Source organism: Priestia sp. ABM2_011 (genome assembly GCF_056158845.1).
Map to the genome: position 1 here is coordinate 821,230 of NZ_JBSWUB010000001.1, position 22,267 is coordinate 843,496.

The 22,267-nt window shown below is 39.1% G+C and carries 20 protein-coding genes, 1 tRNA gene and 1 other annotated feature; all 21 genes read left to right on the forward strand.

Annotation, left to right across the window (positions count from 1 at the left end):
- The first annotated feature begins 31 nt into the window (after positions 1 to 31).
- The 21 genes from ACXAE4_RS04370 (at position 32) to lonB (ending at position 22,040) form a co-directional block, all read left to right on the forward strand.
- Positions 32 to 664, forward strand: a complete 633-nt coding sequence (locus ACXAE4_RS04370; protein WP_029711160.1) for a DUF47 domain-containing protein — start codon at positions 32 to 34, stop codon at positions 662 to 664.
- A gap of 15 nt (positions 665 to 679) precedes the next feature.
- A complete protein-coding gene (locus tag ACXAE4_RS04375; RefSeq protein ID WP_013059384.1) occupies positions 680 to 1,678 on the forward strand; it encodes an inorganic phosphate transporter in 999 nt (332 codons plus the stop codon).
- Between the two features lie 113 nt (positions 1,679 to 1,791).
- Positions 1,792 to 2,406, forward strand: coding sequence for a PH domain-containing protein (locus ACXAE4_RS04380; RefSeq protein ID WP_013059383.1), 615 nt, complete (start codon positions 1,792 to 1,794; stop codon positions 2,404 to 2,406).
- A 186-nt stretch (positions 2,407 to 2,592) separates the two neighbouring features.
- Positions 2,593 to 3,036, forward strand: a complete 444-nt coding sequence (locus tag ACXAE4_RS04385; RefSeq protein ID WP_013059382.1) for a MarR family winged helix-turn-helix transcriptional regulator — start codon at positions 2,593 to 2,595, stop codon at positions 3,034 to 3,036.
- 10 nt (positions 3,037 to 3,046) lie between these two features.
- Complete coding sequence (gene racE, locus ACXAE4_RS04390) at positions 3,047 to 3,841, forward strand: glutamate racemase (protein ID WP_028411743.1); 795 nt, start codon at positions 3,047 to 3,049, stop codon at positions 3,839 to 3,841.
- Between the two features lie 113 nt (positions 3,842 to 3,954).
- Complete coding sequence (locus tag ACXAE4_RS04395) at positions 3,955 to 5,040, forward strand: GerMN domain-containing protein (protein ID WP_028411742.1); 1,086 nt, start codon at positions 3,955 to 3,957, stop codon at positions 5,038 to 5,040.
- A 134-nt stretch (positions 5,041 to 5,174) separates the two neighbouring features.
- Entirely contained in the window at positions 5,175 to 5,921 is a 747-nt protein-coding gene (gene rph, locus ACXAE4_RS04400) for a ribonuclease PH (protein ID WP_033579641.1), read from the forward strand.
- 9 nt (positions 5,922 to 5,930) lie between these two features.
- Positions 5,931 to 6,524 (forward strand): XTP/dITP diphosphatase, encoded by a 594-nt coding sequence (locus ACXAE4_RS04405; protein WP_028411740.1) that lies wholly within the window; start codon positions 5,931 to 5,933, stop codon positions 6,522 to 6,524.
- Positions 6,525 to 6,539: 15 nt separating this feature from the next.
- Positions 6,540 to 7,052 carry a metallophosphoesterase gene (locus ACXAE4_RS04410; RefSeq protein WP_028411739.1) on the forward strand — a complete coding sequence of 171 codons (513 nt, stop codon included), beginning with the start codon at positions 6,540 to 6,542 and terminating at the stop codon, positions 7,050 to 7,052.
- Positions 7,053 to 7,177: 125 nt separating this feature from the next.
- Positions 7,178 to 7,251: transfer RNA gene (locus ACXAE4_RS04415), tRNA-Arg, on the forward strand.
- A gap of 329 nt (positions 7,252 to 7,580) precedes the next feature.
- Positions 7,581 to 7,834 (forward strand) — a binding site (T-box leader).
- A 68-nt stretch (positions 7,835 to 7,902) separates the two neighbouring features.
- Entirely contained in the window at positions 7,903 to 9,630 is a 1,728-nt protein-coding gene (ilvB, locus tag ACXAE4_RS04420) for an acetolactate synthase large subunit (RefSeq protein ID WP_205689536.1), read from the forward strand.
- A complete protein-coding gene (gene ilvN, locus ACXAE4_RS04425; RefSeq protein WP_013059375.1) occupies positions 9,627 to 10,139 on the forward strand; it encodes an acetolactate synthase small subunit in 513 nt (170 codons plus the stop codon). The genes ilvB and ilvN overlap by 4 nt, the downstream gene beginning before the upstream one ends.
- 64 nt (positions 10,140 to 10,203) lie before the next feature.
- The gene (gene ilvC / locus ACXAE4_RS04430; protein WP_028411737.1) at positions 10,204 to 11,229 is read left to right on the forward strand and encodes a ketol-acid reductoisomerase; all 1,026 of its coding nucleotides are present in this window, start codon (positions 10,204 to 10,206) and stop codon (positions 11,227 to 11,229) included.
- Entirely contained in the window at positions 11,216 to 12,751 is a 1,536-nt protein-coding gene (locus ACXAE4_RS04435; protein ID WP_475235536.1) for a 2-isopropylmalate synthase, read from the forward strand. The genes ilvC and ACXAE4_RS04435 overlap by 14 nt, the downstream gene beginning before the upstream one ends.
- Positions 12,752 to 12,770: 19 nt before the next feature.
- Positions 12,771 to 13,880: a 3-isopropylmalate dehydrogenase gene (leuB, locus tag ACXAE4_RS04440; protein WP_168761328.1), complete on the forward strand. Its 1,110-nt coding sequence runs from the start codon at positions 12,771 to 12,773 to the stop codon at positions 13,878 to 13,880.
- 58 nt (positions 13,881 to 13,938) lie between these two features.
- On the forward strand, positions 13,939 to 15,354 hold the full coding sequence (gene leuC / locus ACXAE4_RS04445) for a 3-isopropylmalate dehydratase large subunit (RefSeq protein WP_028411735.1): 1,416 nt from the start codon (positions 13,939 to 13,941) through the stop codon (positions 15,352 to 15,354).
- A 14-nt stretch (positions 15,355 to 15,368) separates the two neighbouring features.
- The gene (gene leuD / locus ACXAE4_RS04450) at positions 15,369 to 15,959 is read left to right on the forward strand and encodes a 3-isopropylmalate dehydratase small subunit (protein WP_048019708.1); all 591 of its coding nucleotides are present in this window, start codon (positions 15,369 to 15,371) and stop codon (positions 15,957 to 15,959) included.
- A 101-nt stretch (positions 15,960 to 16,060) separates the two neighbouring features.
- Positions 16,061 to 17,062 (forward strand): tetratricopeptide repeat protein, encoded by a 1,002-nt coding sequence (locus tag ACXAE4_RS04455; RefSeq protein ID WP_033579642.1) that lies wholly within the window; start codon positions 16,061 to 16,063, stop codon positions 17,060 to 17,062.
- Between the two features lie 221 nt (positions 17,063 to 17,283).
- Positions 17,284 to 18,570 (forward strand): trigger factor, encoded by a 1,287-nt coding sequence (tig, locus tag ACXAE4_RS04460; protein WP_475235539.1) that lies wholly within the window; start codon positions 17,284 to 17,286, stop codon positions 18,568 to 18,570.
- A 384-nt stretch (positions 18,571 to 18,954) separates the two neighbouring features.
- Entirely contained in the window at positions 18,955 to 20,220 is a 1,266-nt protein-coding gene (gene clpX / locus ACXAE4_RS04465; RefSeq protein ID WP_013059367.1) for an ATP-dependent protease ATP-binding subunit ClpX, read from the forward strand.
- Positions 20,221 to 20,372: 152 nt separating this feature from the next.
- Entirely contained in the window at positions 20,373 to 22,040 is a 1,668-nt protein-coding gene (gene lonB / locus ACXAE4_RS04470; protein ID WP_028411731.1) for an ATP-dependent protease LonB, read from the forward strand.
- The last annotated feature ends 227 nt before the right edge of the window (positions 22,041 to 22,267 follow it).

Below are 22,267 nucleotides of genomic sequence, written 5' to 3' on the forward strand. Positions count from 1 at the left end.
AAAAACGAGTGGTAAAGTTTCGATAAATTGGATGGAGGATTGCAACGTGATCAAAAGAAAAAAAGACAAGTTTTCTGAAATGTTAATGGACATTGCCCAAAATATTAAGGACTCAGCGGAGTTTTTAGGCAGCTTTGAACTTCAAAATGTATCTGACCTAAAGGAATTTGCCAACGTTTTAAAAGCGTATGAATCAAAAGGTGATAAATACGTGCATACAGTGATTACTGAGTTGAACAAAGCATTTATTACTCCAATTGAGCGTGAAGATATTTTACAGCTAGCGATGAGCATGGATGATGTACTTGATGGCATCGATAGCTTTGCTGCTTTAATGGAAATTCATTCAATTACGACATTTGATGAATATGTAGCTGAATTTGTTAAAAATATTCAAGGCTGTGCTGAAGAAATTTTAATTACTATTAATTTGTTGTCTGAGAAAAAGCTTCTTCAAATTAGTGAGCATGCAATTAAAATTAAAGAGTATGAGTCACATTGTGATACATTATATCGTCGTGCACTAAAACAATTATTTGCAACATGTAAAGATCCAATTAAAGTTATTCAATATAAAGAAATTTATGAAACGCTAGAAGAAATCGCGGATTATTGTCAAACGGTTGCGAACAACTTAGAATCAGTTATTATGAAGAATGCGTAACGGGGCTATAGTATAATGGATTCAATGCTAATATTAACCATTCTAATTGTAGTTGGTGCACTTGGTTTTGACTTTATCAACGGCTTTCACGATACAGCTAATGCCATTGCGACTTCTGTTTCAACCAAAGCTTTAAAACCGCGACATGCAATTCTTTTAGCCGCAACCATGAACTTTGTCGGGGCTATGACGTTTACGGGCGTAGCCAAAACGATTACAAAGGATATCGTTGATCCTTATACGCTTCAAAATGGTTCTGTCGTTATTTTAGCAGCATTAATTTCTGCTATCGCGTGGAACCTAATCACATGGTATTTCGGTATCCCGAGTAGTTCTTCTCATGCAATTATTGGATCGATTGCAGGAGCAGCTATTGCAGCTGCTGGATTTGGTGCTTTAAATTACAAAGGTTTCATCAAAATCATTGAAGCCCTTCTAATTTCACCAGTTCTAGCCTTTGTAGTAGGTTATATTGTCTATACGATTATCAAGCTAACGTTTAAAAACCATAACTTGACGAAAACGAATAAGCGTTTTCGCCGCGTTCAAATCCTGACTGCAGCTCTACAATCTTACACACACGGTACGAATGATGCGCAAAAAGCAATGGGTATCATTACGCTAGCGCTTATTGCTAACAATATGCAAAGCGGTACTGAGATTCAGTGGTGGGTACAGCTGGCTTGTGCGGTCGCAATGGGGCTTGGAACGTCAATTGGTGGATGGAAAATCATTAAAACCGTCGGCGGTAAAATTATGAAAATTCGTCCTGTTAATGGAGTAGCTGCGGACTTAACGGGTGCTGCCATTATCTTTGGAGCAACGTTTATTCATCTACCTGTCAGTACTACTCATGTTATTTCATCTTCTATCTTAGGTGTAGGTTCTGCTCACCGAGTGAAAGGTGTAAAATGGGGAACTGCACAGCGCATGGTGATTACATGGGTTATCACGTTGCCAATTTCAGCTTCATTAGCTGCACTTATCTATATGATTTTAAATTTGTTGTTTTAATAAATGTGGAGCTTCTTTTAAAGAAGCTCCTTTTTTTATTTACATCCCCTCATTTGCACAGTACACTTAAAGCATGAAAATAACACAATCGTTTTTAAAAGGGAGATGGGGAAATGTTTGGAAAAGTAGCTGCTGATGTATTGGGGCTAAGTGATATTGGTTCTGTTATTAAGCCAGTTGATTATGACAAGGTAGATGCAGACGATTACGTTATGCATGAAGAACAAGAAAAAATTTATTTTCTAATCAAATCAAAGTCAGATGAATATTGCTTTACCAATAAAGCGCTCATTCACCTTGATGGAACAAGTGCTACAAGTAAAAAGCGAATGCTTCGCCGCTATAACTACAGCACAAATCACATTTCAAACGTAATGCTAGAAACGGCTGGAACTGTCGATTTAGATGTGGAAATTAAATTTAAAATTGGCTCGGAAACTTTTTCTATCGATGTACACAAAAAGCATATAGAAGAGGTAAAAGATTTATATAAAGCGCTGTTTAAAATGTCTGAAATAACGCGTGAAAATGAAATTGCGCTCGATTTTGCTAAACAAAGCATTCAGCTAGCTTCTTCTACGCTAAGCAGTACAAGAAATACAAGTGGAAGTGTTGCTGGTGAATTTAAAGAAATTAACGAAGCCGCGTTTTCTTGGTTATTAGATAAAAAAACAGCCTACACAACAAAAGATTTCAGCTCAGTTTTCGAGCTGTATATCAATAATTAATAGAAACAGCTGCTCCTTTTATGGAGCAGCTGTTTTTTAATGCTGAACGTTGTAGAATCCTCATGTTAACCTTGAAAAATCACCGAAAAAAGAGCACAATATAAAATAGAAAAGAGAAACAATAGAGACGGGTTTAACTGAAAGAAATAATAGAAAATAAGACTTATAGGTGGAAAGGATTACGGTATGACAGCAAAAAATAATGAGGATACAGTGGCAGAATTAGAAAAGTCACTTCGACATATTGCAGCTATTGTGAAGCAAAAAGGAAGAGAAATTTTAGAAGACTATACGATTACGCCACCTCAGTTTATTGCTTTGCAGTGGCTGTTTGAACGTGGAGATATGACGATTGGCGATTTATCAAATCGGATTTTTCTCGCTTGTAGTACAACGACAGATTTAGTAGATCGTATGGAAAAAAATAAGTTGGTGGTTCGGGTCAAAGATCCGAAAGACCGCCGCGTAGTGCGTATTCATTTGCTTCCTGAAGGAGCACGTGTTATCGAAGAAGTAATTGAAAAGCGACAAACGTATTTAAATGGCGTACTGGCAAACTTCTCTCCTAGTGAAACAGAAGTTTTACGAGTAACGTTACGAAAATTACATGATGAAATGAAAGAAAAATGAGGCGATTGTTTTGAGTAGACCAATTGGTGTTATAGATTCAGGTGTGGGCGGATTAACGGTAGCAAAGGAAATTATGAGACAGCTTCCGAAAGAACAAATTATGTACATTGGAGATACAGCACGCTGCCCATACGGTCCTCGTCCCAGTGAAGAAGTACGAGCTTTCACATGGGAGATGACTAATTATTTAGTAGATAAAGATATTAAAATGCTTGTTATTGCGTGCAACACGGCTACGGCAGTTGTACTAGATGAAATTCAAGAACAGCTCGATATTCCGGTTATAGGCGTCATTGAACCAGGATCACGAGCTGCGCTTAAAGTAACTAAAAATCATAAAATAGGCGTAATCGGCACAAACGGAACCGTTAAAAGCCAAGCCTATACACATGCACTCCGCGCTCTTCATACGAGAGTGGAAGTGGAAAATTTAGCATGCCCTTTGTTTGTACCTCTTGTAGAGAGCGGTAATTATGAAGGACCGGAAGCGCAGCGAATTGTAAAAGAAACATTAAAACCTTTTTATCATACAGATATGGATACCCTTATTTTAGGATGTACGCATTATCCGTTATTAAAGCCAGTTATTCAAGAAGCAATTGGGCCTCGAGTTCAGTTAATCAGTTCTGGTGAAGAAACGGCAATAGAGGTAAGTGCCATTCTTTCTTATAGCAATTTACTAGCTCCTAGAAGCATGGAGCCCGAACACTACTTCTATACAACAGGCTCAACAGAACTGTTTCAATCTATTGCATCTAAATGGTTTGAGCACCCTGTATATAATGTTGAGCATATCAAGCTTTAAAACCGAGCATATTAAGCTCGGTTTTTTTTGTGGCCAAAAACTTGTTTGAGCTGGTCTAAAATGCAAATAAGCTCGTATACATAGTAGTACAAACAGTCTGAGGAGGGAAAGGAATGTCCAAAAAGACCAAATTTGTTCTCATATCCGCCGTGGTGACCACATCTGTGTTGTTATCCGGCTGTGGACTTTTCGGAGGGGATAACGCAGCAAAGGAAATTGATCCGCCAAAGGATGTCACCTATGTGAAAGATGAAAAATCATTAGCGACTGAAGCGAAAGTAACGGAAGCTAATAAAAAACAAAGTAAAGCGGCAGAAACATCTGCGCCTACCAAAAGAGAAATTTACTTAATTGATAAAAACGGGTACGTTGTTCCCCAGACGCTTGAAATTCCTAAATCAAAAGGTGTCGCTAAACAGTCTCTTGAATATTTAGTAGAGGGTGGACCAGTCACAAACTTATTGCCAAATAATTTCCGAGCGGTTCTTCCTGCTGATACAAGAGTTTTAGGGACAAAGCTGGAAAGTGACGGCACGATGGTAGCAGATTTTTCACCTGAATTTGCTGAATATAAAAAAGAAGATGAACTCCGTATCCTGCAGGCCGTAACGTGGACGCTGACGCAGTTTGAAGGCGTAAATAAAGTTAAAATTCGCATTAACGGCTATGATAAAGATGAGATGCCTGTAAATCATACACCAATCAGTAAAGGGTTGAGCAGAGTAGATGGTATTAACTTTGATAATACTGGAGTAGTTGACGTAACCCAAACGAAGCCAGTTACGATCTATTACTTAGCTCAAGAGGGCAAACAAACTTACTATGTTCCTGTTACAAAACGAATTGCTTCTGATGACAAAGATATGTACACTGCAATTGTGAACGAGCTTGTAGAAGGACCTGCGCCTGCATCAGGTTTAGTGACAGATTTTAATCCTGATGCAAAGCTCGTAGCAGCTCCAAAGTATGCGGACGGTCAGTTAACGCTGAACTTTAATAAAAACATCTTTGGAAATTTAAAAGGAACGGAAATTTCTCAGTATGTTCTCGACTCCTTGGTGTTATCGCTGACGGAACAAAAAGCCGTAGACAGCGTTGCCATTAAGGTGAATGGCAAAAAAACGCTAAAAGATGAAAAAGGGAAAAAGCTAACGGAGCCAGTTTCAAGACCTAAAAATGTGAACACAGGTAGTTTTTAAAAACAAATTTTTGTTATACTAGTAAAGGACTAAGTAGAAAGAGGTCTGCTGAAATAGCGACCTCTTTCCGCTGTTTTATAGTTAAAATGGAAGAAGCTATTACATATAAATGAATTAATAGGAGGACATGCTTAATGCGTTTGGACGGTAGGGAATTTAATGAATTGAGACCTGTATCTCTTCATACTTCATACTTAAAGCATCCAGAAGGATCTGTATTAATCTCGGTGGGAGACACAAAGGTTATTTGTACAGCAAGCATAGACGACAGAGTGCCTCCTTTTATGCGTGGACAAGGAAAAGGATGGATTACAGCTGAATATTCTATGCTGCCTCGAGCTACGGCACAAAGAAATATACGCGAATCAACAAAAGGTAAAGTCACAGGACGAACAATGGAAATTCAGCGTCTGATCGGACGAGCTCTTCGTTCTGTAGTCGACCTGGAAAAGGTCGGAGAAAAGACCATTTGGATTGATTGTGATGTTATTCAAGCAGATGGCGGAACAAGAACAGCATCGATTACAGGTGCATTTGTGGCTATGGTTTTAGCGTTTGGAAAGCTGGTTGAAGAGAATAAGCTGACAGAAATTCCTATTCGTGACTATTTAGCTGCGACTTCAGTAGGTATCCATGGAGAAAATTCGATTTTAGATTTAAATTATGAAGAAGATTCGACAGCGGAAGTTGACATGAATATTGTGATGACAGGAAGCGGACAGTTTGTAGAATTACAGGGAACGGGAGAGGAATCGACGTTTTCGAGAGAACAGTTAAACCATCTTCTGGATTTAGGGGAAAAGGGTGTTTATCAATTGATTGAACAGCAAAAGGAAGTTCTTGATCATCTGGCTGCTTACATTCCGGTTAAAGAAAGGTAAGGGATTAACGTGCGTGAAATCATTATTGCAACTAAAAATGCAGGCAAAGTAAAGGATTTTGAAACACTATTCTCACCGAAGGGATTCAAAGTAACATCGCTTCTTGATTTTCCTGAAATTGAGGACGTGGAAGAAACGGGCGTTACATTTGCAGAGAACGCCACGCTAAAGGCAGAAACCATTTCATCAGCATTAAATAAGCCGGTTATTGCCGATGATTCTGGGCTTGCTATTGATGCCTTAAACGGAGAGCCAGGCGTTTATTCCGCGCGTTATGCTGGTGAAAATAAAGATGATAATGCTAATATAGAGAAGGTACTTCAAAAATTACATGACGTGCCGTTTGAAAAACGCACGGCACGTTTTCATTGTACGCTTGCTATTGCAGTGCCTGGAAAGAGAACAGAGCTTGTAGAAGGCACGTGTGAAGGGCGCATCTTGGAAGAAAAAAGAGGCGAGAACGGCTTTGGATACGATCCTATTTTCTTTGTAGAAAAATGGAACTGCTCCATGGCAGAATTGTCTAAAGAACAAAAAAATCAAATTAGTCACCGAGCAAATGCGTTAGAAAAACTAGCACCGCTAATTGATGCGCAATTTTAGAAGGAGTGATGACGTGTGAAACTATTAATTGTAAGCGATAGCCACGGGTTACAAGAAGAACTGCTCACTATCAGAGAAAGACATGCTGATGTAGATAAGATGATTCATTGTGGTGACTCTGAGCTGCCACAAGACAGCAAAGAAATGTCTTCGTTTTTAGGCGTTCGAGGAAATTGTGATTATGATGCATCTTACGTCAATGATCGAGTAGAGTCACTTGGAGAAGCCACGTGTCTGGTTACACACGGTCACTTATATAATGTTAAAATGTCTATGATGAATCTGCATTACAAAGCGAGAGAAGTGGGGGCAAACGTTGTTTGTTTTGGGCATTCTCACATAGCGGGAGCTGAGCTCATGGACGGAGTTTTATTTATCAATCCAGGAAGTATGTTACTTCCTCGTATGAGAAAAGAACGTACGTATGCTATACTAGTAATGGATGGTACAGAAGCTACCGTGCAGTTTTACGATATAAGCGGTAAACATATTCCTAGCATGCAGTTAACCTGTACACTTTCAGCATAATATAGCCAAATATAGGGAGAAGAGAAGGTTTTTTACCTCTCTTCTCATAAAATTTCAAAAAAACGTTGACTTTTAAATTATATTTGAATATAATAAGTATTGTCTTTGATACAGTTTAACATTATGTCCCAGTAGCTCAGCAGGATAGAGCAACGGCCTTCTAAGCCGTCGGTCGGGAGTTCGAATCTCTCCTGGGACGTCTAGAAAAAAATCCCGGCTTTTACTTTTTAGTAAAAGCCGGGATTTTTTTATTTATCTTAAAAGTGAATGTTTGTTCATTCAGTGTGTACAAATGAACGTTTCAGAAAAACTTTTTGAGTGGCTATAAACCCTTATTGCATCAATAATGAAAACGCATTCAAATATTCTGTTTAGTCTAAATTGTCTAAAAAAATCTTGAAAAGTGGTTGACTATGCATAGAAATGGGCGTAAGATAGTCCTCAAATATAAGTTTTCTAAAAATTTTAATTAATTGTAATTAATTTAAAATATGATGTGTAAAGCATTGTTCAAAAAGCATATAGCGTTTTAAAACGTTGAAGAGGATAAGTAGTTTTGATGTTTAGGTATCAACAGAGAGTCGGGTTGCTGGAAGCCGGCGTTACCAAGTCAAAATGAACTCACCTCAGAGTGTCACCCTGAAATTCAGTAAGGGCGACCGAGTGTACTTCCAAAGCACTCGTTATCAAAAAGAATGTACAGTATACATTCATAAGGTAATCATTACGATTACAAACGAGGGTGGTACCGCGTAAAGTACAAAAGACTTTTCGCCCCTTGACCTATATCATTTGATAGGGTCTATTTAGGGGTGAGAAGTCTTTTTTCTTTTATCTAGAAAACGAAAGGATGAGAAAAGTGGGAGCCAATATGCAAACGAAAGAACCTGTAAGCGCTGGGGCACAAATGAATGGAGCTGACATGTTGATTGAATCTCTAAGAAGAGAAAACGTTGACGTCATCTTCGGTTACCCAGGGGGAGCCGTTTTACCGATTTACGATAAGCTATACGGTTCAGGAATGTTTCACGTACTTGCTCGTCACGAACAAGGTGGAATTCACGCAGCAGAAGGGTACGCAAGAATTTCAGGTAAACCCGGTGTAGTTATCGCAACAAGTGGTCCTGGTGCAACAAATATCGTAACAGGTTTGGCAGATGCGATGATTGACTCACTTCCTTTAGTTGTTTTTACTGGTCAAGTAGCTTCAAGTGTAATTGGTTCTGACGCGTTCCAAGAAGCAGATGTATTAGGAATCACAATGCCAATTACAAAACATAGCTATCAAGTACGCAATATCAGCGACATGCCGAGAATCATCAAAGAGGCATTTCATATTGCGACAACAGGAAGACCTGGTCCAGTCTTAATCGACATTCCAAAAGATATGGCACAGGGTGATGGAACATTTAATTATGAAGGAGAAATTGATTTACCTGGCTATCAGCCAACTTATTTTCCAAATCAGCTGCAGGTTAAAAAGTTAACAGACGCAGTAGCAGCTGCAAAGAAACCTGTTATTCTAGCAGGTGCGGGAGTATTATTGAGTAAAGGTTCAGAAGAATTAAAAAATTATGCTGAGCGTCAAAATATTCCGGTTATTAATACGCTTTTAGGGTTAGGTTGTTTTCCTGCAGATCATCCGCTTCATTTAGGAATGGCTGGCATGCACGGAACGTACACAGCAAACATGGCAATTTATGAGAGTGATCTTCTCATTAGTATCGGGGCGCGCTTTGATGACCGAGTAACAGGTAACTTAAAGCATTTTGCACCAAATGCAAAAATTGCTCACATTGACATCGACCCAGCGGAAATTGGAAAGAATGTTCCAACCAAGATTCCAATTGTTGGAGATGCAAAAGAAGTATTAAAGCAATTGCTTCTGCAAGAAGGAGAAGTTGGAGATTATACGAAATGGCATGAGAAATTAGCGGCGTGGAAACAAGAATATCCATTATGGTATCAGAACTCAGCGGACGTTTTGAAACCACAAAAAGTAGTTGAGTTGCTTCACAAATATACAAATGGAGATGCCGTTGTTACAACGGACGTTGGGCAACATCAGATGTGGGTAGCTCAATACTACACATTTAATAATCCAGATCGATGGGTAACTTCAGGTGGCCTTGGCACCATGGGCTTTGGATTACCTTCTGCAATCGGCGCTCAGCTGGCAAATAAAGATAAAACAGTTGTAGCAGTCGTTGGTGACGGTGGATTTCAAATGACGCTTCAAGAATTAGGGGTTATTAGAGAATTAAACTTACCTGTTAAAGTGGTTGTGCTTAACAATCAGTCGCTTGGAATGGTTCGTCAGTGGCAGGAAATCTTCTATGAAGAACGCTACTCGCACTCTTTAATTCCGAATCAGCCTAATTTAATGAAGCTTGCAGAAGCCTATGATATCAAAGGTTTACAAGCTTCTACTGAAGAAGAAGCGCATGCGGCTCTGAAAGAAGCAATGGAAACAGATGGACCTGTTTTACTAAACTTCTTTGTCGCACCTAAAGAAAACGTATATCCAATGGTTGCACCTGGAAAAGGATTACATGAAATGGTAGGGGTGAAACCATGAAGCGAATCATTACAGCAACTGTATTAAACCGTGCGGGCGTTTTAAATCGCGTAACGGGGTTATTTACAAAAAGAAATTTCAATATTGAGAGTATTTCGGTAGGACACACTGAATCTGAAGATGTATCACGCATGACGTTTGTCGTAAACGTAGAGCATGACAATGCTGCTGAACAAGTGATTAAGCAGTTAAACAAGCAGATTGACGTGTTGAAAGTTCAAGATATTACGGATCAAGCCGTGGTGTCAAGAGAGCTTGCTTTAATGAAAGTAGCATCTACACCTGCGAGCCGTAACGAACTTTATGCAGTAATTGAGCCTTTCCGTGCAACCATCATTGATGTAAGCCGCGACAGCTTAATTATTCAAGTAACAGGTGAATCCAGCAAGATTGAAGCGATGATTGATTTACTTCAGCCTTATGGATTAAAAGAAGTAACGCGCACAGGGACAGTAGCTGTTCCGCGCGGTACGCAAAAAGCAGCAGCCAAACTTTCATCAATCATTTAATTCTAGCTAGTTACTAAAAAAGTAAACTATATAAAACTATATAAACTAAGAGGAGAGATTTATTATGACAAAGGTATATTACAACGGAGATGCAAAGGATCAATTATTACAAGGTAAAACAGTAGCAATCGTAGGTTATGGTTCACAAGGTCACGCTCACGCACAAAACTTACGCGACAGCGGAGTAAACGTGGTAGTAGGATTACGTAAAGGTAAATCATGGGATCAAGCAGAACAAGACGGCTTCACTGTATTATCTGTAAAAGAAGCAGTTCAACAAGCAGAAGTAGTAATGGTATTACTTCCAGATGAGCATCAGCCAAAAGTTTATAACGAAGAAATTCTTCCAGGATTAAAACCAGGAAAATCTTTAGTATTTGCTCACGGTTTTAACATTCACTTTAATCAAATCGTAGCACCTGAATTCGTTGACGTATTCTTAGTAGCTCCAAAAGGTCCTGGTCACCTTGTAAGAAGAACGTATGAAGAAGGAGCTGGCGTACCGGCGTTATTCGCAGTATTCCAAGACGTAACTGGCGAAGCAAAAGACGTAGCATTAGCTTATGCTAAAGCAATTGGCTCAGCTCGTGCGGGTGTATTAGAAACAACGTTTAAAGAAGAAACAGAAACAGATCTTTTCGGTGAGCAAGCAGTACTTTGCGGCGGTTTAACTTCATTAGTTAAAGCTGGTTTTGAAACGCTTGTAGAAGCTGGCTACCAACCGGAAGTTGCATATTTTGAGTGTTTACACGAATTAAAATTAATTGTTGACCTTATGTATGAAGGCGGAATGGAAGGCATGCGTTATTCAATCTCTGATACAGCTCAATGGGGTGACTTCGTTTCAGGACCACGCGTTGTAGATGAGCGTTCAAAAGAACAAATGAAAAAAGTGCTTGAAGATATCCAAACAGGTAAATTTGCAAAAGGCTGGATCCTAGAAAACCAAGCAAATCGTCCAGAATTTACAGCTATCAATAACCGTGAAAACGAACATTTAATTGAAAAAGTTGGCGCTCAATTACGTGAAATGATGCCATTTGTTAAAAAACAAAAGAAAGAAGCGGTGATCGCTAGTGCAAAAAATTAAACTATTTGACACGACGCTACGCGATGGTGAACAGTCACCTGGAGTCAATTTGAACCTACAAGAAAAGCTTGAAATTGCTAAGCAGTTAGAGCGATTAGGTATCGACATTATTGAAGCCGGATTTCCCGCTTCTTCAAAAGGTGATTTTCAATCCGTAAAAGAAATTGCGTCTATTGTCAAAAATTCTTCTGTAACAGGCCTTGCAAGGTCTGTTACAAAAGATATTGACATTGCATGGGAAGCGTTAAAAGAAAGTGCAGAACCAAGACTGCATGTTTTTATCGCTACTTCCGAAATTCATATGCAGCATAAATTGAAAAAAACACCTGATGAAGTACTTGAAACAGCAGTGGAAATGGTGAAATACGCAAGTAAAAAATTCCCGGTTGTTCAATGGTCTGCTGAAGATGCATGTCGCACAGATTTACCGTTTTTAGCTAGAATTGTAGAAGCTGTTATCGATGCTGGTGCAAAAGTCGTTAATATTCCAGATACGGTAGGATTTATCACGCCTGGTGACTATCAATCCGTATTTAATTACTTAAAAGAACATGTATCAAATATTCATAAGGTCGATTTGTCAGCTCACTGCCACGATGACTTAGGGCTAGCTGTTGCTAATTCAATGGCTGCTATTGAAGCAGGAGCTACTCAAATTGAAGGAACGATTAACGGAATCGGAGAACGTGCCGGTAACGCTGCTCTTGAAGAAGTAGCACTTGCGCTTCATGTCCGTCAAGACTTCTATCAAGCGAGCACAGGTTTGATCTTGCCCGAAATCAAGCGTACGAGTGACATTATCAGTAAGCTTACCGGAATGAATATTGCGCCAAATAAAGCAATTGTCGGAAAAAATGCTTTTGCTCATGAATCAGGTATTCACCAAGATGGCGTCTTAAAAAATCCGTTAACATATGAGATTATTTCCCCAGAACTTGTGGGTGTTAAACAAAATCCGATTGTGCTTGGCAAGCATTCTGGTCGTCATGCGTTCCGTACACGCTTAGTAGAGCTTGGGTTCACATTGGAAGATACAGAAGCAAACGTGCTTTTTGAGAAGTTTAAAGACTTAGCAGATAAGAAAAAAGACATTACCGACGATGATTTATTGGCATTAGTCATTCAAAAGCAAGTTAGCAAAGACAGTGAATATAAGCTTGAAAGTCTGCAAGTTCAGTATGGTACGAACAATATTCCTACGGCTACGATTACGCTTCGCAAAGAAAACGGCGAAGAGATTCAAGAAGCAGCTACGGCATTTGGAAGCGTGGAAGCTATCTATAATACGCTGCAGCGCTGTGTTGAGCAAGATGTCAAACTATTAGACTATCGTATTCAGTCTATTAACGGCGGTCCGGATGCACTGGCTGAAGTATTTGTGAAGGTTGAAAGCGAAGGAACTGAAGCAAGCGGACGCGGAGTAGCATTTGACGTATTAGAATCGTCAGCGAAAGCCTATTTAAATGCCATTAATCGATTAATCGCTATTCAGCAGCATCGTACAAAGCAAGAAGTAATGTGAACTGAAGGGAGAGACCACCATGACAAAAAAAGTCGCTGTATTACCAGGTGACGGCGTAGGAACAGAAGTAACCAAAGGCGCTGTTGAAGTTTTAAAAGCAATTGGAGAGCGCTTTGATCATCAATTCGAGTTTACGTATGGATTAATTGGCGGAGCTGCAATTGATGAGGCTGGCACACCTCTTCCAGAAAGTACAATTGAGATTTGTAAGCAGGCGGATGCCGTCTTACTTGGATCCGTTGGAGGGCCAAAATGGGATCGTAACCCTTCACATTTGCGACCAGAAAAAGGTTTGCTAGCTATTCGAAAAGAATTGGATTTATATGCTAACCTTCGTCCAGTGACGTTTTATGATAGCTTAGCAGATGCCTCTCCTTTGAAAAAAGAATACATTGAAGGTGTTGACTTCATTATCGTTCGTGAGCTAACAGGGGGCTTATATTTTGGTCAGCCTAGCGAGCGTCGAACAGAAGGAAATGAAGAGACAGTTGTCGACACGTTATTTTATAAGCGTACAGAAATAGAAAGGATTATTCGCCAAGCGTTTGAAACGGCTGTAAATCGACGTAAAAAGGTAACGTCGGTTGATAAAGCGAATGTGCTTGAGTCTAGTCGAGTGTGGCGTGAAGTAGCTGAAGAAGTAGCAAAAGACTACCCGGATGTAGAGCTTGAGCATATGCTTGTAGATTCAGCTGCTATGCAGTTAATTCGTAATCCGAAATATTTTGATGTAGTGGTAACTGAAAATATGTTTGGTGATATTTTGAGTGATGAGGCTTCTATGCTGACAGGATCGTTAGGGATGCTTCCATCTGCGAGTTTAACGGTTGATGGTCCATCTTTATACGAACCGGTTCACGGTTCTGCACCAGACATTGCTGGACAAAACAAAGCTAATCCGATTGCTGCTATTTTATCTGCAGCAATGTTGCTTAGACATTCATTTGGATTAGAAACAGAAGCAGCGGTGATTGAACAAGCGGTTGAAAGTGTATTACATGCAGGTCATCGAACAGCTGACTTAGCAGACGGTAATCATTATTTAGGTACCGATAAAATGGTGGATGCAATAACTGCGGTTATTGCCAACGATTCTGCCATTTCAAGCATTATGACAGCTTACAGTTAATCATGCGTTTCTCACGTTTTGTGAGAAACGTTTTTCATAATCAGAAAGGAGGAGCAGTATGAAACCAAAAACAATTATTGATAAGCTTTGGGAACAACATGTTGTACGTCGAGAAGAGGGGAAGCCGGACTTATTATATATCGATCTTCATCTTATTCATGAAGTAACGTCTCCTCAAGCATTCGAAGGTCTTCGCGTGGCAAATCGTCAAGTGAAGCGTCCGGACTTAACGTTTGCTACAATGGATCACAATATTCCAACGGTTGACCGTTTTAATATTAAAGATCCGATTGCAAAGAAACAAGTAGACAAACTATCTGAAAACTGTCATGAGTTTGGCGTGAAGCTTTTAGATTTAACAAGCGAAGAGCAAGGAATTGTGCATATCATTGGACCGGAATTAGGATTGACGCAGCCTGGAAAAACCATTGTGTGCGGAGATAGCCATACATCTACTCACGGTGCATTTGGAGCGCTTGCTTTTGGTATAGGAACGAGTGAGGTAGAACATGTTTTAGCAACGCAAACGCTATGGCAAGCGAAACCAAAAACGCTACAAGTGAAAGTAAATGGCAAAAAACAGCCTGGTGTTTATGCTAAGGACATTGTGTTAGCAATTATTCAAAAATTCGGCGTGAATTTTGGAACGGGTTCAATCGTAGAATTTACGGGCGAATGTATTCGCGACCTTTCAATGGAAGAGCGCATGACTATTTGTAATATGTCTATTGAAGCCGGTGCAAAAGCTGGTTTAATCAGTCCAGATGATGTTACTTTCTCTTATATTAAAGGGCGTCAGTATGCTCCTAAAGGAGAACAGTTTGAAAAAGCAGTGGAAGCTTGGGCAGCTTTAGCAACAGATGAAGGTGCAACATACGATGAAACGCTAGAAATTGATGCAGATACAATTGAGCCTGTTGTAACATGGGGAACAAACCCGGCGATGAGTTCTTATGTTAGCAAGCAAGTTCCTACATTAGAAGAGTGTACAACAGAAGCTGAGAAAAAGTCTTTGTCACGAGCACTTGAGTATATGGGCTTACAGCCCGGCATGGCAATAGAAGAGATCCCAGTTCAGCATGTATTTATCGGTTCATGTACAAATGCTCGTTTGTCTGATCTTCGTGACGTGGCAGCCTTTATTAAAGGAAAGAAAGTGTCACCAGATGTGCGAGCGATGATTGTACCAGGTTCTCAAAAAGTAAAGCGAGTGGCTGAAGAAGAAGGGTTATCTGCTATTTTTATTGAAGCAGGCTTTGAATGGAGAGACTCGGGCTGCAGCATGTGTCTAGGCATGAACTCTGACTTAGTTCCACAAGGCGAACACTGTGCGTCCACTTCTAATCGAAACTTTGAAGGACGTCAAGGAAAAGGTGCCAGAACGCATTTAGTAAGCCCGGTAATGGCAGCAGCGGCAGCGGTATATGGACATTTTGTTGATGTACGCAAACTACAAGAACAAGCGGTGCGATAAGGAGGAGAACACAGATGAATGCTTTTACGATCCATACAGGAAAAGTAGCAGGTCTCGACCGAGCAAACGTAGATACTGATCAAATTATCCCAAAGCAATTTTTGAAAAGAATTGAGCGTACTGGCTTTGGCCAATTTCTCTTTTTTGATTGGCGATATAATGAAGATGAAACGTTAAATGAAACGTTTGAACTAAATCAGCCTCAAAATCAAGGAGCAACAATTCTTGTAGCTGACGAGAACTTCGGGTGTGGTTCGTCACGTGAACACGCTCCATGGGCGCTTTTAGACTATGGGTTCCGTGCCATTATCGCACCGTCATTTGCGGATATTTTTAAACAAAACTGTCTGAAAAATGGTATTTTACCTATTATTTTACCAAAAGAAGATGTTTCCTATTTAATGAAAGAGTCTCAAAGTGCTTCTTACGCCTGTACAATCGATCTTCATCAGCAAAAAATTACCGATGAAGCAGGTTTTGAACGTACGTTTGAGATCAATGGCCATTGGAAATATATGCTTGTTAACGGATATGATGAAATTGGCTATACGCTTTCTTTTGAAGACGACATTTCTGCTTATGAAGCAAAAACGGTAAGATATTAACCAAAAATCGAGCAAAATGATGATTTTGCTCGATTTTTTTGCGTTCCGTTAATTCAATTGCTAAACTGTAAAGCAAATGGACCGCGAAGTGGGGAGAAAACATGTCGAATGAACAACAAAACAAAATTGTAGCTTTTCCTCTATTAAAAGAACGGTTGGTTGAAAAAGCTACAGAACATATGCAGCACAAGCAATTTCAAGAAGCACTTCCTTTATTTGAGCAGGCCTACGAACTTGATAATAAGCATCATGAAATTTTGCTTGGCCTTGTTATTTGTCACGTGGAGCTCGGTGATGCAGGCATAGCTAAGGAATTATGTGAGCAAATGCTGAAAGAAGATATTGGCGATTATTATCATAATTTGCAAATGTACCTCATGGTGTTAATTCAGCTTGGTCATTATCATGAAGGATATGTCACTCTACAAGCAGTTATTCAAGAACACAAACTCCCTTCTGAACATGCTGAACAGCTTTATCAGCTATTGGAGTTCTGCAAAAATAGAATGAATCAAGAACAAGTCATAGAAGAACAAACAGAAGAAGAACAGATAGAGCAGTTTAAATCATTCACAGCTCTAGACAATATTCAAGATCAGCTTGAATGGGTTCATTCATTAAAGACAAAGAGAATTGAAAAGCAGCGCTTCTTTCTGGAACAGCTATTTTCATCTGAAGCTATTCACCCTATCGTAAAAACAGTCGCTTTAAAAACAGTCATGGAAGAAGAAGTAGACATTGATTTTATGATTAGTAAGTTTGGAGAGACGAAAAAAGTAAATGCGCTTCAGCTTCAACGAACAACACCGTATTTGTTTGCCGAGCAAGTAGAAGCGCAGCTGACGGAAAAGCTGGAGCATGAAAATCCTACATTGCTGCAGGTTGCCGTTGAAATATGGCAGCGTCATTTATTTATAACATTTCCGTTTTTACCGGGTGATAATGTAAAACTTTGGACAGAAGCGGTGTATGCTGTTAGTCTGATGATGCAAGGAGAAGAGTCAGATGCAGCTGTAGCAGAGGAAGACGGAAGTTTCTCCGCAGCTGAATTACGAAAGGCAATTAAAGAGCTAAAAGAAATTGAAGAAATTTCTTTTATATAAAATGTGGTGTTTAGTTGAAACGTCATTGTTGTATGTTATAATATAATGGTTGTAAAATGCACTTAAATACGTATAGTAGAATTTCATCTTTACATTACATTCCTACTTACTTTAAAGTAGTAGGGAGTTAAATAGATAATGATTGAGGTTTGAACTGATAGGCTATCTGCATTATCTAATTTAGAAATCACTACTTAAAATGATTTTGGAGGGAAACATTCATGTCTGCAAAATGGGAAAAACAAGAAGGAAATCAAGGCGTTTTAACAGTAGAAGTTGAAGCTGCTGAGTTTGATAAAGCCTTAGATAAAGCATTCACAAAAGTTGTAAAACAAGTAAACGTACCAGGGTTCCGTAAAGGTAAAATGCCTCGTCCACTTTTCGAAAAACGTTTTGGCGTAGAATCTTTATACCAAGATGCACTAGACATCTTATTACCTGAAGCTTACAGCAATGCAATTGTTGAAGCTGGTATCGAGCCGGTTGATGGTCCAGAAATCGATGTTGAAACAATCGAAAAAGGACAACCTCTAGTTTTCACTGCTAAAGTAACTGTTAAGCCTGAAGTTAAATTAGGCGAATACAAAAACTTAGAAGTAGAAAAAGTAGATACAACTGTAACAGATGAAGACGTTGAAGCTGAATTAAAAACACTTCAAGAGCGTCACGCTGAACTAGTTGTTAAAGAAGAAGGAACAGTAGCTGAAGGCGATACAGCTGTAATCGACTTTGAAGGTTTCGTTGATGGCGAAGCATTTGAAGGCGGAAAAGGCGAAAACTATTCTTTAGAAATCGGTTCTAACACATTCATCCCTGGCTTTGAAGAGCAACTAGTTGGTCTTGAAGTAGGCGCTGAAAAAGAAGTGGAAGTAACATTCCCTGAAGAGTATCACGCTGAAGAGCTAGCTGGTAAAGCTGCTAAATTCAAAGTGAAATTACACGAAATCAAATCTAAAGAGCTTCCAGCTTTAGACGATGAGTTTGCAAAAGACGTAGATGAAGAAGTAGAAACTTTAGAAGCGTTAAAAGCAAAAACAAAAGAAAAATTACAAAGCGATAAAGAAAACCAAGCAGAATCAGCTCTTCGCGACACTTTAGTAGAAAAAGCTGCTGAAAATGCTGAAGTAGAAATTCCAGAAGCAATGTTCAACACTGAAATGGATCGTATGATGCAAGAGTTTGAACAACGTTTACAAATGCAAGGTCTTAACCTTGAACTTTACTTCCAATTCTCAGGTCAAGATGAAAAAGCTCTTCGCGACCAAATGCGTCCGGATGCTGAAAAGCGTGTGAAAATCAACTTAACGCTAGAAGCTATTTCAAAAGCTGAAAATCTTGAAGTAAGCGAAGAAGAAGTAGAAAAAGAATTAGAAAACATGGCAGGAATGTACAACATGCCTGTCGAAGAAATTAAGAAAGTGCTTGGCAGTCTTGATAGCATTAAAGAAGACATGAAAGTACGTAAAGCAGTTGAATTTCTTGTAGAAAACAGCAAAGCTGTTGCATAATAGTAAGTAAGAAACAAGGCGCGACTTGATCGTGCCTTGTTTTATAAACTTCAATAGTTTTTTTATATCATAACCAACACCGTAGAAGCAGCTTTAACCCATTGTTTGAAATCCGTGGTTATGAAATAGGCCCAATAAGAGGACACTATATAATAGCAGATCTTCATTCTGTTATGCTCATCAACAACATATACATAAAACGTTTTAGTATCTATTCAAGAAAATGTATGGTAAAATGCAATACAAATCTTTTCATAGCGCTTTTACTATGTGATAAAGAGGGGCATTTACCTACAAATAGATGAGTTGTTCATGTTGTTGGGCTATAGCGCGGATAGAAATCAGCTTCGAGCACTTTAGTAAATACTACAAGGGGTGAAAATTATGTTTAAATTTAACGATGAAAAAGGGCAGTTAAAATGCTCATTTTGTGGTAAAACACAAGAACAAGTACGCAAGTTAGTTGCGGGTCCAGGTGTTTACATATGCGATGAATGTATTGAACTTTGCACGGAAATCGTAGAAGAAGAGTTAGGTACAGAAGAAGAAGTAGAATTTAAAGATGTACCAAAACCAAAAGAAATTCGTGACATTTTAGATGAGTATGTAATTGGTCAAGAGGATGCGAAAAAATCGTTATCTGTTGCAGTATACAACCATTACAAACGAATCAATTCAAACAGTAAAATTGATGACGTTGAGTTATCAAAAAGTAATATTGCATTAATTGGACCTACAGGAAGCGGTAAAACTTTACTAGCTCAAACATTGGCTCGTATTTTAAACGTACCGTTTGCGATTGCAGATGCAACATCTCTAACAGAAGCGGGTTATGTAGGAGAAGATGTTGAAAACATCTTATTAAAATTAATTCAATCAGCTGATTACGATGTGGAGAAAGCTGAAAAAGGTATCATCTACATCGATGAAATTGATAAAGTAGCGCGTAAGTCTGAAAACCCATCTATTACACGTGATGTATCAGGTGAAGGTGTGCAGCAGGCTCTTCTTAAAATCTTAGAAGGTACTGTAGCAAGTGTTCCTCCTCAAGGTGGACGCAAACACCCTCATCAAGAATTTATTCAAATTGATACAACAAATATCTTATTTATTTGCGGTGGTGCGTTTGACGGAATCGAACCTATTATTAAGCGCCGTCTAGGTAAAAAAGTAATTGGTTTCGGTTCAGAAACAAAACAACAAGACTTTACAGAAAAAGAGTTACTAGCAAAAGTATTACCGGAAGATTTATTAAAATTTGGTTTAATTCCAGAGTTTATTGGTCGTTTACCGGTTACTGCTAGCTTAGTGCCTCTTGATGAAGAAGCGCTAGTTGAGATTTTAACAAAACCGAAAAATGCACTAGTGAAACAATATCAAAAAATGCTTGAACTTGATGACGTTGAACTTGAGTTCGAAGACGAGGCTTTAGTAGAAATTTCTAAAAAAGCAATCGAGCGTAAAACAGGTGCTCGTGGTCTACGTTCAATCATTGAAGGTATTATGTTAGATGTAATGTTTGATCTTCCTTCACGTGATGATATTACAAAATGTATTATCACAGGTGAAACAGTTCGTGATCAAGCGGCTCCTAAGTTCGTATTAGAAGACGGATCTACTATTCAAGAAGGCAGCAAAACATCAGCATAAAAAAAGCCGGGTACTCAATTTGAGTACCCGGCTTTTTTCTGTTGATGAAGGACAACTAAATTTTACTTTTTACTAGAATCTTGTTTATTCCTACTGCTGCAGGGAGATAATAACTGATAATTATCTTACTAAACTGCGCAGGAGGTTTATCTATGAACTGGACGAATATTGCCTTAATGGTCCAACTCTTTTTTGGTATCATCATTGGCTTATATTTTTGGAATTTATTACGCAATCAGCGTACGCAAAAAGTCTCAATTGACCGGGATTCAAAGAAAGAAATGGAGCAACTGCAGAAGATGAGAGCCATCTCTTTAACTGAGCCGCTTGCCGAACGTGTGAGGCCGTCTAGCTTCTCCGATATTGTCGGACAAGAAGATGGAATTCGGTCACTAAAGGCTGCCCTTTGCGGTCCTAATCCACAGCACGTTATTGTATACGGGCCGCCTGGAGTAGGAAAAACAGCAGCAGCACGTTTAGTGTTAGAAGAAGCAAAGAAAAATAAAAAATCACCTTTTAAACAAGCAGCTGTATTTGTAGAGTTAGATGCAACTACGGCGCGTTTTGATGAGCGAGGCATTGCAGATCCTTTAATTGGATCAGTGCATGACCCCATTTACCAAGGCGCAGGCGCTATGGGCCAAGCTGGAATTCCGCAGCCAAAACAAGGAGCAGTTACAGATGCACACGGGGGAATTTTATTTATTGATGAAATTGGAGAACTCCATCCTATTCAGATGAATAAGCTGTTAAAGGTTCTAGAAGATCGAAAAGTGTTTATGGAAAGCGCCTATTACAGCGAAGAAAATACACAAATTCCAACACATATTCACGATATTTTTCAAAATGGTTTACCAGCCGACTTTCGCTTGATTGGTGCGACGACTAGAACGCCTAATGAAATTCCGCCTGCCATTCGTTCCAGATGCGTAGAGGTATTTTTCCGTGAGCTTGATCGCGACGAAATTATTACAGTTGCAAAAAAAGCAGCAAATAAAGTCAGAATGGATATATCAGAAGAAGGTTTATCTCTGTTTTCTACATATGCACGCAATGGACGTGAAACGGTTAATATGATGCAAATTGCGGCTGGACTAGCGATATCAGAGGAACGAACGGACATTAAAAATGAAGATATTGAATGGATTGTTCATTCTAGTCAACTATCTCCAAGACACGATCCGAAAATTGCAGATGAGGAAAAAGTGGGGCTTATTAATGGATTAGCCGTGTACGGGCCCAACTCTGGAGCACTTTTAGAAATTGAGGTCAAAGCGATTCCTGCAAAAGAGAAAGGGAACATTATTATTACGGGTATCGTTGAAGAGGAAAGTATAGGGACTCAAGGGAAGTCTATTCGTCGTAAAAGTATGGCTAAAAGCTCAATTGAAAATGTCATAACGGTTCTTCGCTCAATGGATGTGCCAGCCGATGAGTATGATATCCACGTGAATTTTCCGGGAGGTGTGCCAATCGATGGACCTTCTGCTGGTATTGCTATGGCAACAGGGATCTACTCAGCAATTTATGAAGTCCCAATCAAACACACGGTAGCAATGACAGGAGAAATTGGTCTGCACGGCAACGTAAAGCCAATTGGCGGCGTAATTCCAAAAATCAAGGCAGCAAAACAAGCAGGCGTTCAGACGGTGATTGTGCCAAAAGAAAATATGAATGCAATGGTAGAAAAGGTAAAAGGTATCGATATTATTCCTGTCCATCATTTAACAGAGGTGTTTGAACAAGCACTATTGTCTGTACATGAGCATGTTGCACATTTGTCGGTAGATCCAGCTATTCCAAATAGAGAATCTAGCTAATTCTATCATGATAATTAAAAATTAATGGTCAGATGAATATTCATCGCCTTTTTCGCGTATAAAACCTTTATACACAGCCAACGAAAAAGGCGTTTTTTTATGAAAAGAGCTTAAAAAGATATATTTTGCCTTTTAATTCTTTCTCATGATACAATTAGTAATTACTATTGTTAGACAATGTGTATACAAATGAGATAAAATTGTTAAAAGAATTCACACTTTACATA